Below are 12,605 nucleotides of genomic sequence, written 5' to 3'. Positions count from 1 at the left end.
GAGGTCGCTGTTCCAGTACTCGTCGAAACTCGCGGAAACGTTGGCGACGATCGGGCCCGCCGCGAGCACGTCGAGGTCGCGGAACTGCAGCGTTTCGCTCGCGCTGAAGTATTCGTCACCGAGATTGCGCCCGCCGACGATCGCCAACTGGTTGTCGGCGATCATCGCCTTGTTGTGCATGCGGCGCGTGAAGTGGCCGATCTGCGTGAACAGATTGGTGGTGCGCTCGAACACCCCTTGCTGCGCGCTGCCGAACGGATTGAACACGCGAACCTCGATGTTGTCGTGCGTGTTCAGCCCCGCCATCAAGCGGTCGATGTCCTTGAAGTTCAGATCGTCGACGAGCATGCGCACCCGCACGCCGTGATCGGCCGCATAGAGCGCGGCGCCCAGCAGCAGCTTGCCGGTGGTGTCCTCGTTGGCGATGTAGTACTGCATGTCGAGCGTCTTCGTCGCTGCGCGCGCGAGCGCGATACGCATCTGCAGCGCGTCGGTGCCGCGCGCCAGTACGCGAAAGCCCGACTGTTGCGGATGCGTTGCTTCGAGCGGCGCGAGCGCGCGGCGCAATGGCGTGTCGGCGGTTGCCGGCAGCGCGTGCGTGACTTCGCGATCGAAGGCGGTGGCGGGAGGCCGGCTCGCGCAGGCGCTCAGACAGGCCGCGGTACAGCACAGCAGAAAAAAAACTCTCGTGATGCCGAATGTCCGCTGGCGGTCCAGCGCGTTCCGGTTCTGTTCGAGATGCCCGTGCACGTGATGTTCTCCTTTTTGGTCGCAAGCGTCCCGTGACGGCTAGCGCGTAGGGTCCGTACGCGCTGCCGGGAAATGCATTCTAAGGGGAATCGCGCGGGCGCTTTGGTGCGCTGGCACGCGGGCGTGACGGTCAGCCGCGCTCGGCGACGCCCAGCGCACGCTCGCCATCGGGATGCGTCGAGCCCTTGGCGGGACGGCCTGCCCAGAAGCCCGCGAGCAACGAGCCGGACAGGTTGTGCCACACCGAGAACAGCGCGCCGGGCAACGCCGCGAGCGGCGTGAAATAGAGCTTGCCGAGCGTCGCCGCGAGGCCGGAGTTCTGCATGCCGACTTCGATCGCGAGGGTGCGGCAGATCGCTTCGTCGAAACCGAGCAGACGGCCGCCCCAATAACCGCCGAGCAAGCCGATGCCGTTGTGCAGCACCACGCCGATCATCACGACGAGGCCGACCGACGCGATGCTCTTTTGCGTGCCGCCGACCACCGCGCCGATGATCAGCACGATCGCGACCATCGACACCAGCGGCAGAATCGGCTCGATCTTGCGCACGAGCTTGCGCAGCAGATGATTGACGACCAGACCGACGACGATCGGCAGCGCAACGATCTGCAGGATGCTCATCAGCATGCCGCGCACGTCGACGACGATCGACGCGTCGACGTACAGCCGCGTGAGCAGCGGCGTCGCGAACACCCCGACGAGCGTCGACAGCGCGCTGATCGTCACCGACAGTGCGACGTCGCCGCGCGCCAGGTAGATCATCACGTTCGACGCGGTGCCGCTCGCGACGCTGCCGACCAGCACCATGCCGGCGGTCAGGTCGGGCGGCATGCGCAGCGCCTTGGCGATGACCCACGCGGCGAGCGGCATCACCAGGTAGTGCAGCACGATCCCGGCAATCACCGGCGCGGGGCGCGTGAAGACGCGCAGGAAGTCGGAGGCGGACAGCGTGACGCCCATCGCCAGCATGATGATCGTCAGCAGCGTGGTGACGTGCGGCGCGACACCGGAGAACGAGGCGGGCGAAAAGTAGGCGGCGATCGAGACGAGCACGGCCCAGAGCGGGAAAAGTCGGGTGACGCGGGCAAGCATGGCGAGGGAGGTCCTTGGTTATGTTTATCGCGAGAAAGCGGGGCTACGGCGCGCGCTTGCGCTGTGGCCGAGCCGGGCGGCGCGCGGCGTAACGAGCGACGGACGCCGACGTGCCGCGGCGGGCATTTTACCGTTTGCAGGAAGCGCTTCAGGAATGGCTCGCGCGGCGCCGTGGGACGGGACTGCCGAGCCGCGGCGCGAGACAGCGGTGAGCGGCCGTTCCCGCCGCTTCAACGCGGCGTTGCCGGCGGCGCAACCGAAGCCGCCGGCACCTGCCGCAGGCTCAGCTTATGGAACCGCAAAGTCATCAGCACGGCGACGCTCGCGAGCCCCGCCGCGAGGCCCCACCACAGGCCACGCGCGCCGAGCCCGATGTGAAACGCGAGCGTATAGCCGGTCGGAAAGCCGACGACCCAGTAACCAAACGATGCGGCGATCATCGGCACGCGTGTGTCCTTCAAGCCGCGCAGGCACCCCGAGCCGACCGTCTGCATGCCGTCGACGATCTGAAAAATGGCGGCCACGCCGAGCAGCGAGCTGGCGAGCGCGACGGTCGGCGCGTTGGCCGGGTCGTCGAGATGCAGATAGAGGCCCACGATCCAATGCGGCGCGGTGATCAGCACGATCCCCGACATCATCATGAAGCCGACGCCCAGCGCGAGCGCGACGAAGCCCGCGTGGCGCGCGGCGAGCGGCTGGCCGGCGCCGGCCCAGTAGCCGACCCGCACATTGGCCGCCTGGCCGATCGCGAGCGGCACCATGAACGCGACCGACGCGACATTCAATGCGATCTGATGCGCGGCCAACTGCGACTCACCCAGCAGGCCCACCATCAGGCCGGTTGCGAGAAACAGAGTCGACTCCACCCCGTAGGTGATCGCGACCGGCCAGCCGATCCCGAACAGCTCACCCATCAGCGGCAAACGCGGCCGCGTCGCGACGACGAAATGCCTGAAGCGCGGCCGCAGATGCAGCAGCGCCATCAGCACCAGCGCGGTCAGCCATACGGTAATGGTGGTCGCGGCCGCGGAGCCGAGAAAGCCCAGCCGCGGCAGCCTGTACGCGCCGTGGATCAGCCCGTAGTTCAGAAAACCGTTCACGCCGACGCTGGCAATCGATACCCACAGTAGCCGGCGCGCGGCGCCGATCGCCGGCAGGAACGAGCGCATCAGGCCGACGCCGATCAGGCTCGCGGGCGCGCCCCAGCGCAGTACCGCCGCGTATTTGCCGACGTTGTGCGCAAGCAGTCCGGGCTCGCCGAACGCGAGCAGGATCTGCGACGCGAACGACAGCAGGATGAAGGCCGGCACCGCGAGCAGCACCGACAACACGAGGCCGGTCCAGTAGATATGCGGCACGCGGCCGTCGTCCTGCGCACCGCGCGCGTGCGACACGCTCACGCTGACCGAAGTCAGCACGCCCTGCAGCAGCGTGACGACGACGAAAAAGAGATTGGCGCCGAGGCCGCCGGCGGCGAGCGCGTCGGGGCCGAGGGAGCCGAGCAGGATCGTGTCGGTGACGCTCATCGCCATCTGCGACAACTGCGCGATCGCGAGCGGCGCGGCGAGCCGGGCGGTGTCGGCCGCGTGGCGGGAGAGGGTCGGCGGGCGGCTAGCTGAGCGGGCGAAGCTGGACTGAGTCATGAAACGCTTGGCGGGGAAAGTGGCGACAGCGACGCGGACGAAGCGCAAGCGGCGGGCGGTGGCTGAACCGCGCGCGCTCGTCGATTTCACGGCCTCGCGATGCAGCGGGGCGCTGGAAAAACCGTCGGGCGTTGACCAGCCGCGTGGCTGACTGTGCTGGCCGGTCGCGCGATCCGTCGTTTGTCTGTCGAAACCGACAGCTTATTGCCTGGCCTGACCGATGTCGATGGCGGACGCACGACTATGGTGCGCGGCGGTCTCGCCAATGTTCGGACTGTGCCGACGCGCATTGCCGAGGCGGATTGCTCCGGATCACTCGGGGATTGCCGACAGGCTATGGGCGGTATTTCGGCGCCTTCAAGTCGTGTCGCCTTCGTGTACCGCAATCCGCGTGTCGCCGATCAGCACGACCTGACCCGCGCGGACCTTGCAGGTCTTACGCGTCTCGATGCGGCCGTCGACCGTGACCGCGCCGTCCGCGACCATCATCTTCGCCGAGCCGCCGCTGTCGGCCAGGCCCGTTAACTTCAGCAGGCTGTGTAATTCGACGTACTCGCCGGTGAGCGTGAAATCGAGATTGGGCATGGTGGTTGCACCCTCAGGGAGGGCGCGGTAAACGTACGTTTGCGGGTTCGCATCCCGGGTTCCATCCGGGGCTGGCATCTTAAAGCAAGCGGCGAGCGAGCCGCGGCGGAAAATCGGGCGCGGAGCCGCCATGCACGCCAGCCGCGACGAGACGGCGCTTTTGCAAGCAACTGAAAGCAGATGTTATGCACCTGTCCGAAAGTGAAACGCTCCGTAACAACGGTCGTCGCGGATGAATTTCACTCTTAAAGTGCAATTCAGCAGCAAAGCCCGCTGGATTCGGGGATATGTTTCCATCACCAGCGACGCGCAGACCGGGCGAGGCGCGCAAGGGCGTCCGTCATCGCGACGCCGGAACGTTCACCCGCGTCACTACAACTTTAAGAGAGGATAGCCATGACCCAGATCCGTTCGCTCATCGTCGGTACCGCCCTCACTGCTCTTGCCGCGACGGCCGCTGTTGCTCAGACACCTCAGACCGCGCAGCCGGCCGCGGGCCTCGGCGCTCAAACGCAACTCCAGACGCAAGGCGGTGCTGGCGGCGCGCCTGCCCAAGGTCTGCAGGTCCCGCCCTCCGCTGCGCAAACGATGCAGCCGGACGTCGCACCGGGCGCGCAAGGCATGCAAGCGCCGCCGCCGAGCCGTCTGACCGCGTCGGGCTCCGCCGATCCGCTGGTGCAGAAGCGCGATGCCGACGCGCAGGCCAATGCCGAGTATCGCGCGTCGAAGAAGGCGTCGAAGGCGGCATTGAAGGCGCAGCAGAAGGCCGCGAAGGATCAGTACAAGGCGCAGGTGCGTGGCGCGAAACTGAATCAGAAGGCGGACAAGCAGACCGCCAATAACGAAATGAAGATGGACATGCAAGGGCAGGCGGCGGCACAGGCCGATGGCGCCGACGTCAAACATTGATCCCGGTGGGTTCGGCGGTAGCGCGGGCGTGTCGATGAGGTTCGCGCACCGTGCGTAAAACGGAAAGTCAGGCCTCGGCGAGTAGTAGAAGCGCCGCAATGTGGCCGTCGAAGGCTGTGGCGTCAAGCGCTCTTGGGGCGCCGCGTCGCCTACGCGCAGGTCGCACATCAGGGAGGTATCGCATGAGCATCGATCACATCACGAAAAAGCGGATTTACGCCGCGCTGATCGCGGGTTGCCTGTCGTCGGCCGTGTTCGCGCAGACGAGCGAACCGGCCGCGGCGCCCGCGACGCACGCGGACAAGAAGGCCGCGAAGGAACAGGCGAAGGCCGACAAAAAGGCAGCCGTCGCGCAGGCCAAGGCCGACAAGTCGAAGACCGACGCGCAGGCCGACGCGGACAAGGCCAATGCCGAGGCCAATGTGAAGGACGCGAAGAAGCAGTAGCGTCTGCGACGCGACCGGCGACCGGCGACCGGCGACCGGCGAGCGGCTACCGGCGCAACGGCGCAACGGCGCAACGGCGCAACGGCGCAACGGCGCAACGGCGCAACGGCGCAACGGCGCAACGGCGCAACGGCGCAACGGCGCAACGCCGGTCCTACTTCCGGGTCTGGCGGAAGCCGTTATCGCCTCGGGCGTGCCTGCCCGCGCCCGGCCACGCCGGACCTGCGCCTATGGAACCCCCAGCGGGGCAGGGCGGCAAGCATCGGCACGCGGTCGGTTCCGCGACCAGCGGCCAGCCGAAAAAAGGGCGCTTGCCGCCGCGAGTTGTATGGATATACAGTGTGCGTCGCATCCTGACTCCATCCACGCGCAAATCGATCCGTGTCCACCGTCGCCGAATCCGCTCCCCCGTTCGATACCGCCGCCTGGCTCGCGAAGCTCAACGACGCGCAACGCGAGGCCGTCGAATACGGAACCGGCACGCTTCAAACACCGCCCGGCGCATTGCTGGTCATCGCGGGCGCGGGCTCGGGCAAGACCAACACGCTCGCGCACCGCGTCGCCAATCTTGTCGTGAACGGCGCCGACCCGCACCGCATCCTGCTACTGACCTTTTCGCGCCGCGCCGCGCTCGAAATGATCCGCCGCGTCACGCGCATCACGGCCGCCGCGACCGCGACAACCGGCGCGCCCGGCGCGGGCGCCGCGCTGGCGCAAGGGCTCATGTGGTCCGGCACGTTCCATAGCGTCGGCGCGCGGCTGCTGCGCGAATACGCCGATCTGATCGGCCTCGCGCCCACGTTCACGATCAACGACCGCGAAGATTCTGCCGATCTGATGAACCTCGTGCGCCATGAGCTCGGGCTGTCCGCGAAAGAGCGGCGCTTCCCGGCGAAGGGCACCTGCTTCGCGATCTACTCGCGTGTCGTCAATACGGGCGCGTCGCTCGGCCAGGTGCTCGACAGCGCGTTTACATGGTGCCGCGAGTGGGAGGACGATCTGCGCCGGCTGTTCGCCGCGTATGTCGACGCGAAACAGAAGCAGAGCGTGCTCGACTATGACGATCTGCTGCTCTACTGGTCGCATATGGCTGCCGAGCCGGCGATTGCCGCGGATATGTCGGCGCGTTTCGATCACGTGCTCGTCGACGAATACCAGGATACGAACGCGCTGCAGGCGTCGATCCTGCTGTCGCTGAAGCCCGACGGCCGCGGCCTGACCGTGGTCGGCGACGACGCGCAGTCGATCTACTCGTTTCGCGGCGCGACCGTGTGCAACATCCTTGATTTCCCCGCGCAGTTCGACCCGCCAGCGCACCAGGTGACGCTCGAACGCAACTACCGGTCGAGCGCGCCGATCCTGGCCGCGTCGAACGCGGTGATCGAACTCGCGAGGGAGCGCTATACGAAGAATCTATGGACCGACAAGGCATCGGCGCAGCGGCCGCGCCTCGTCACGGTCGCCGATGAAGCGACGCAGGCTCGCTACGTCGTCGAACAGGTGCTGGAAGCGCGTGAACAGGGAATGAAGCTCAAGTCGCAGGCGGTGCTGTTTCGCGCCGCGCATCACAGTGCCGCGCTCGAAATCGAGCTGACTCGCCGCAACATTCCGTTCGTCAAATTCGGCGGCCTGAAATTTCTCGATTCGGTGCATGTGAAGGACGTGCTCGCGGTGCTGCGCTGGGCCGAGAACCCGCGCGACCGCGTCGCCGGCTTTCGGGTCGTGCAGTTGCTGCCGGGTGTCGGGCCGGCGACTGCGGCGAAGCTGCTCGACGAGATGGCCGCGCGTGCCGGCGCTGGCGACCCGCTCTCGGCCGCCACCGGCGCGCTGGCCGCGTTTGCCGCGTTTGCCGCGCCCGCGCGGGCGCAGGAAGACTGGCATCCGTTCGTCAAGCTGATGTCCAGCGTGTATGGGCGCCAGACGCCCTGGCCCGCCGAGTTCGAGACCGTGCGGCGCTGGTATGAGCCGCATCTCGAACGCAATCACGAGGATGCCGCGATCCGCCACGCGGACGTGTTGCAGATGGAGAGCATCGCGGGCACCTATGCGTCGCGCGAGCGTTTCCTGACCGAACTCACGCTCGATCCGCCCGATGCGACCAGCGACGAATCCGGCGTGCCGCTGATCGACGAGGACTATCTGATCCTGTCGACGATCCATTCGGCCAAGGGCCAGGAGTGGCGCAACGTGTTCGTGCTGAATGGCGTCGACGGCTGCATTCCATCCGATCTCGGCACCGGCAGCGACGACGAAATCGACGAGGAGCGCCGCCTGCTCTATGTGGCGATGACGCGCGCGAAGGAGGACCTGCACATCGTCGTGCCGCAGCGTTTTTACGTGCACAATCAGACCCATCTGGGCGACCGTCACGTGTGGGCGTCGCGCACCCGCTTTATTGCCACGCCGATGCTGCCGTTGTTCGATGCGTACGCGTGGCCGCGCGTGCCGGTGGCGAGCGCGCCGAGCGCGGCGGGGCTTGCCGCGGCTGCGCAGGCGAAGATCGAGATCGGCGCGAAACTCAGGAAGATGTGGGATTGAGTGCCTACGGCGCTTCGCAGGAATGCTGCCGGGCTCGATTGCGACTAGCGCTGCTGTTGCTGTTGTTGCGCGACCGGACGCGGCGGCACGAAGAAATTGCGCAGCCATGCTGCGAGCCGCGAGAACAGATCGTACGGTTCCTCGACGAAGATCTCCGGCTTCAATAACCGCAGGTACTCCATGATCTGCTGTGCTTCGTGTTTCTGGAACGTGCCATGCGAAATGCCGAGGCGCAGCAGGCCACGCAGCTCACCGAGTTTTTCGCGCGCGGTGCTGCCCACGCTCGCCTCGCACGCGACCTTCGCCTCATAAACGCGCTGACGCAGCGATTCGACGAGTCGCCATGCCGGCGTCTGCATCACTTCTTCGAGCGCCTGGATGTCTTGCACCGCGCTTTTGATCTGTGCGGCGAGCGGATCGACCAGCGCGGCGTCGCCTTCGGCCTCCTTGACGATCGCCGCGGCCCAATCGCGGCACTGCTTGGCAAGCTCCTCAGGGGTCCATTCCGAACGCGCGGCGAAACCGAAGCCGAACTCGGTCGCCTGCCGCACCAGAATCGCGACGACGTCCGGAAATTCCTTGTCGAGCGTGCGCTTGGCCCACGCGTACTGGCCACCCTGCAACATCCGCTGAACCGCGTGCTCGGTCAGCGGCACCATGTTGTCCAGCAGCTTCGCACGCAAAAAATCCTCAAACGATGGCGTCGCGAACTGCGGATCGAGCTTCAGCGATACCCGCAGAAAGGCCTCGAAATCCTTGCGCAGCGACGCGACCGTCTCGTCCTTGAGCTTGAGGGTGATTTGACCCATGTGTTATCCCGTTTGATCCTGCCGCGCGGCGCGGGCCGTCGCGTTGCTGCGTGGCCGCGCGCCGCGCGGCGCCACGCGGTGCGTGCTACCACCGCGGTCGATGCCAGCCTGTTGCCGCCTGAGCAGCGGGACGAATCCCGATGGGCGGACCTCGACTACATATCGGCGCAGGGGACGGAAACTTGAGCGCCCCCCCGCGGCGCGCGGGCACTTTGGAGAGAAGGCGCGGGCCGCGGCGCGGATGGCGCCGGCCGTCGTCCCCGCGGTCGACCATCATCGGGCGTAAAGGAGGACGCGCGCTTACTTCAGCACGACGCATTGCCAGACGAAGAACACGCTCAGGCCGACCGCGATCGTCAGCAGCGGCCGACGCGTTAGCGCACTGACGGCGATCGCGGCAAGTGCGCCAACCAGTTGCGGATTGCGCCAGGTGAGCTCGGGATTAGCGCCGTGCGGCGAAACGGCCATCGGCACGATGATCGCGGTCAGCACGGTGACCGGCACGAAGCCGAGCGCGTTGCGCACGAGCGGCGGAAATGTCAGCCGGTCGCCGAGCACGAACACGGCCGCACGGATCAGCCAGGTGATGACCGCCATTCCGGCGATCAGAACCACGTAGTTCATCGCGTGGCCTCCCCGGGACCGCGCGCACCGCGCAGGTTCAGACGCGAGTTCGACAGCAGCACGCCGACCGCGACGCCTGCGAACACCGCGCCAAGCAGGCCAAGCTTGTACGGCCACGCCTGCCAGAACAACGCCAGCGTGCCCGCGGTCGCGGCCGCCGCGATATAGCGCAGCGCGACCAGCTGCGGCACGACGATCGCGATAAAGGTTGCGACCATCGCGAAATCGAGCCCGAGCGACTGCAGGCCCGGGAACGCCGCGCCGAACAGCAGGCCGGCGACGGTCCACAACTGCCAGTTCAGATACATCGCGAGTCCGGCGCCGAAGAAGTAGTACGGGCCCACGGTGCCCGGCTCGCGATGCCGGTAGTGCTCCCATGCGACCGCAAAGACCTCGTCGGTGAGCAGCGCGCCGAGCGTCCAGCGCCAGCGCGCCGGCAGATGCGCGACATGCGGCGCGAGCGTCGCGCTGTACAGCACGTGACGCAGATTGACGACGAGCGTGGTGGCCCAGACCACGGCGAAGCTCGCGTGTCCGGCGATCAGACCGAGTGCGATGAATTGCGCGGAGCCGGCGAAGACGATCAGCGACATCAACTGGCCTTGCCACAGATGCAGCGGGCCGGATGCGACGAGCGTGCCGTAAATGACGCCGAACGGCGCGGCACCGACCATCATCGGGATGATGTCGCGCGCGCCGGCGGTGAATTCTTTGAGACGGCCTCGGCAGGTGGGCCGGCCTCGGGTGGAATCGCTCACAAACTAGCCTCCTTGATTCTGGAAGGATAGCGACAGTCGGTGGAACGGGCTTGTACGTTCTTGCGGTGCAAGGGTGGCGAGCTGGCGGTGTGACGAGGGCGGTCGGGGGTCCGGCTCGTGGGTCGGGGCGAGTGGTGAGTCCGTTCGCATTGGCCCGGCAGTAGGCTGGACAGGCAGCGCGAATGTCGCGGCAAGCGCCCATGCCGGTCAAGCCGCTCGCGCACAACGACGTCGGGCCCGACGATGTGGCCGCGAACTGCCACGCACTCGCCGCAGGTGTGCTTCTCTTTGCGAAGTGAGGCGATTGCCACCGGCTCGGCGGCCGAACTGAACGTCTATCCGGCGGCGCCGCATGAAGTGATCATGGCCGTAGACGCCGTAGACGCCGTAGACGCCGTTCACGGGCGAGCGGTGTCGGAGACGGCGAGCTCGCCGTTGGCCGTGAAAGCGCCGTTGCCGGCAACGGGATCTCGCGCGCTGCTAATCACCGTTAGCGATGCGTCCCTTGCCATTGCCCCGGCGGCACGCCGAACATGCGCCGGAAGTGCCGCGTGAAATGGCTCTGGTCAGTGAAGCCGCTGTCGGCGGCGACGTCGGTAACCGAGCTCCCCGCGCGCAGCGGCGCGAGCGCGCGCTGCAAGCGCACCTGGTTGCGCCACGCGTGGGGCGGCAGACCGGTCGACTGGGTGAACAGCCGCGCCGCGTGAAACGGCGACAGCCCCGCCGCCTTCGCGACCTCGGCGAGCGTGACCGGCTCGACCAGATCGCCGGTCAGACGCTCCTGCATCAACGCGACGCGGGTGTCGTCGGTGGCAACGCGCGCGGACACGGGACAGGTCTGCGAATAGCGGACCAGCAGCGTGGACAGCGCGTCGAGCATCGCGGCTTCGGCGGCGAGGCCGTCTTCGCCCGCTTCGAGCAGACGATGGGCGTGAGCGAGGCGCGTCGCGAGATCGGCATCGCGGATCACGCCGGGGGCAAACCACGGCAGGGCCTGCGGCTTGCCGGCAAGGTCGGCGGCAAGCTCACGGATGAAGTCCACCGGTGCATACATCACGCGATACTGCCAGCCGTCGTCGACTGCCTTGGACCCGGTATGCAGTTCGCCCGGATTGATGATCGGCACGCTGCCCGCTTCCGCGACATAGTGTTCGCCGCGATACCGATAGCATTCTGCGCCCGCGACGATCACCGCAATCGTGTACGCGTCGTGCCAGTGCGGCGCGAACGCGTGGTCGCGATATTCGGCGGTGAGCAGATCCGCGCCGGGCAGAAGTGGCGTGCGCCAGTAGCGGGCGCAATCGCGGAAACGATGGGTGGCGGTCATGACAAAAGTGCGGTTGGACCGGTCAGTGTAGCGCGTCATGGGGGGCCTCGCGGGGGGTGTGATCGCCCGCTGCCGCCCGTCGCAACTTTTTGTTACTTGACGGGTATCGTCGTGCCCGCCGGCACTGGCACGGCGCTGACGCTGTTTTTCGCGCTGCCGCTCACGACGCGATCGCTATAGGTCAGATAGACGAGCGTGTTGCGCTTCGTGTCGACGACACGCACCACGTGCAGCGATTTGAAGATCAGTGACATGCTGACTGAAAACACGTCGTCCTTCTGTTTGACGGGCCCGGTGAAATGCAGCGGCCCGACCTGGCGGCACGCGATCGACGCTTCGGTCGGATCCTCTGCGATGCCGAGCGTACCTTTGACGCCGCCAGTCCGCGCCCGCGACACATAGCAGGTGACGCCCTGCACGATGGGGTCGTCATAAGCCTCGACGACCACGCGATCGGAACCGGTGATGTGGAAATTCGTATTGACGCTGGCGATTTCTTCGCCGTGCGCCGAAGACAGCAGCAGTGCGCCGGCGGCGGCGAGCGCGATGCTAGGCGAGGTGGATTTCATGAGCTGGCCGGGTCGAGTGCGTGGAATTGGTGGGGAGCGCGAAACGCGCGAGGTCGGTTCGCAGCGACGCCGCCATCGTATAACGGCGCGCGCGGTGCGACGCAAATCCGCGCCTCCGGTCCGATGAACCCGCCGACGATTCACCGCACAGGCATGACGTGCATCGGATGTGCCGAGCCCGCGAGTGAGCGTTCGTGCGAAACCGGTTGTACAACAGACGGGCGCTAAAACAAAAAAGGCCCGCACGGATGCGGGCCTTTCAACTTTTGGCTCCTCGACCTGGGCTCGAACCAGGGACCTACGGATTAACAGTCCGGCGCTCTACCGACTGAGCTATCGAGGAACAGCAGCACAACTTGATCTACATAAAAAAACCCGTCCTGGTTAACGGGCTTTTGCAATTCTTGGCTCCTCGACCTGGGCTCGAACCAGGGACCTACGGATTAACAGTCCGGCGCTCTACCGACTGAGCTATCGAGGAACAGAACAACAAACAGCAGAGAAGCGAAATTGTAAAAGCAGCTTAAGCACCTGTCAATACCCTGCGTTCATCT

At 66.4% G+C, this 12,605-nt stretch carries 12 protein-coding genes and 2 tRNA genes; 3 read left to right on the top strand and 11 right to left on the bottom strand.

The features are described 5' to 3' along the window. The 4 genes from VGH68_RS11220 to VGH68_RS11205 all read right to left on the bottom strand — a co-directional run. The coding region (locus VGH68_RS11220; protein WP_414696930.1) for a phospholipase D-like domain-containing protein at positions 1-750 on the bottom strand (750 nt) is incomplete at its 3' end. A 130-nt stretch (positions 751-880) separates the two neighbouring features. Beyond that, entirely contained in the window at positions 881-1,843 is a 963-nt protein-coding gene (gene panS / locus VGH68_RS11215) for a ketopantoate/pantoate/pantothenate transporter PanS (RefSeq protein WP_331603692.1), read from the bottom strand. A gap of 230 nt (positions 1,844-2,073) precedes the next feature. Continuing rightward, positions 2,074-3,486, bottom strand: coding sequence for an MATE family efflux transporter (locus VGH68_RS11210; RefSeq protein ID WP_331603691.1), 1,413 nt, complete (start codon positions 3,484-3,486; stop codon positions 2,074-2,076). A gap of 357 nt (positions 3,487-3,843) precedes the next feature. Next, on the bottom strand, positions 3,844-4,071 hold the full coding sequence (locus VGH68_RS11205) for an RNA-binding S4 domain-containing protein (protein ID WP_331603690.1): 228 nt from the start codon (positions 4,069-4,071) through the stop codon (positions 3,844-3,846). Positions 4,072-4,467: 396 nt separating this feature from the next. On the opposite strand from VGH68_RS11205, the gene VGH68_RS11200 reads away from it, so the two are divergent. The 3 genes from VGH68_RS11200 (at position 4,468) to VGH68_RS11190 (ending at position 7,964) form a co-directional block, all read left to right on the top strand. Further along, a complete protein-coding gene (locus tag VGH68_RS11200; protein ID WP_331603689.1) occupies positions 4,468-4,980 on the top strand; it encodes a hypothetical protein in 513 nt (170 codons plus the stop codon). 182 nt (positions 4,981-5,162) lie between these two features. Beyond that, positions 5,163-5,426, top strand: coding sequence for a hypothetical protein (locus VGH68_RS11195; protein WP_331603688.1), 264 nt, complete (start codon positions 5,163-5,165; stop codon positions 5,424-5,426). A 381-nt stretch (positions 5,427-5,807) separates the two neighbouring features. Next, positions 5,808-7,964, top strand: a complete 2,157-nt coding sequence (locus VGH68_RS11190; protein ID WP_331603687.1) for an ATP-dependent helicase — start codon at positions 5,808-5,810, stop codon at positions 7,962-7,964. A 44-nt stretch (positions 7,965-8,008) separates the two neighbouring features. On the opposite strand, the gene VGH68_RS11185 is transcribed toward VGH68_RS11190, so the two are convergent. The 7 genes from VGH68_RS11185 to VGH68_RS11155 all read right to left on the bottom strand — a co-directional run bounded on the left by VGH68_RS11185 (position 8,009) and on the right by VGH68_RS11155 (position 12,532). Then, positions 8,009-8,773, bottom strand: coding sequence for a DUF4088 family protein (locus tag VGH68_RS11185; RefSeq protein WP_331603686.1), 765 nt, complete (start codon positions 8,771-8,773; stop codon positions 8,009-8,011). A gap of 300 nt (positions 8,774-9,073) precedes the next feature. Beyond that, complete coding sequence (locus VGH68_RS11180) at positions 9,074-9,397, bottom strand: AzlD domain-containing protein (protein WP_331603685.1); 324 nt, start codon at positions 9,395-9,397, stop codon at positions 9,074-9,076. Beyond that, entirely contained in the window at positions 9,394-10,155 is a 762-nt protein-coding gene (locus tag VGH68_RS11175) for an AzlC family ABC transporter permease (protein ID WP_331603684.1), read from the bottom strand. Before VGH68_RS11175 ends, VGH68_RS11180 begins: the two co-directional genes overlap by 4 nt. Positions 10,156-10,645: 490 nt before the next feature. Next, entirely contained in the window at positions 10,646-11,482 is an 837-nt protein-coding gene (locus tag VGH68_RS11170) for an AraC family transcriptional regulator (RefSeq protein ID WP_331603683.1), read from the bottom strand. Between the two features lie 92 nt (positions 11,483-11,574). Then, entirely contained in the window at positions 11,575-12,051 is a 477-nt protein-coding gene (locus VGH68_RS11165; protein WP_331603682.1) for a CreA family protein, read from the bottom strand. 267 nt (positions 12,052-12,318) lie between these two features. After that, a tRNA-Asn gene (locus tag VGH68_RS11160) sits at positions 12,319-12,394 on the bottom strand. Between the two features lie 62 nt (positions 12,395-12,456). Further along, a tRNA-Asn gene (locus VGH68_RS11155) sits at positions 12,457-12,532 on the bottom strand. Between the last annotated feature and the right edge of the window lie 73 nt (positions 12,533-12,605).

The sequence above is a fragment of the Paraburkholderia sp. genome, from assembly GCF_036488505.1.
In the GTDB taxonomy this organism is placed as follows: Bacteria; Pseudomonadota; Gammaproteobacteria; order Burkholderiales; family Burkholderiaceae; genus Paraburkholderia.
The sequence above is the reverse complement of the archived record's forward strand: the minus strand, read 5'-3'. Positions and strand labels throughout refer to the sequence as shown.

Coding starts and splice junctions, on each gene's coding strand:
- panS (WP_331603692.1), bottom strand. CDS start 1,843: ATGCTTGCCCGCGTCACCCGACTTTTCCCGCTCTGGGCCGTGCTCGTC.
- VGH68_RS11210 (WP_331603691.1), bottom strand. CDS start 3,486: ATGACTCAGTCCAGCTTCGCCCGCTCAGCTAGCCGCCCGCCGACCCTC.
- VGH68_RS11205 (WP_331603690.1), bottom strand. CDS start 4,071: ATGCCCAATCTCGATTTCACGCTCACCGGCGAGTACGTCGAATTACAC.
- VGH68_RS11200 (WP_331603689.1), top strand. CDS start 4,468: ATGACCCAGATCCGTTCGCTCATCGTCGGTACCGCCCTCACTGCTCTT.
- VGH68_RS11195 (WP_331603688.1), top strand. CDS start 5,163: ATGAGCATCGATCACATCACGAAAAAGCGGATTTACGCCGCGCTGATC.
- VGH68_RS11185 (WP_331603686.1), bottom strand. CDS start 8,773: ATGGGTCAAATCACCCTCAAGCTCAAGGACGAGACGGTCGCGTCGCTG.
- VGH68_RS11180 (WP_331603685.1), bottom strand. CDS start 9,397: ATGAACTACGTGGTTCTGATCGCCGGAATGGCGGTCATCACCTGGCTG.
- VGH68_RS11170 (WP_331603683.1), bottom strand. CDS start 11,482: ATGACCGCCACCCATCGTTTCCGCGATTGCGCCCGCTACTGGCGCACG.
- VGH68_RS11165 (WP_331603682.1), bottom strand. CDS start 12,051: ATGAAATCCACCTCGCCTAGCATCGCGCTCGCCGCCGCCGGCGCACTG.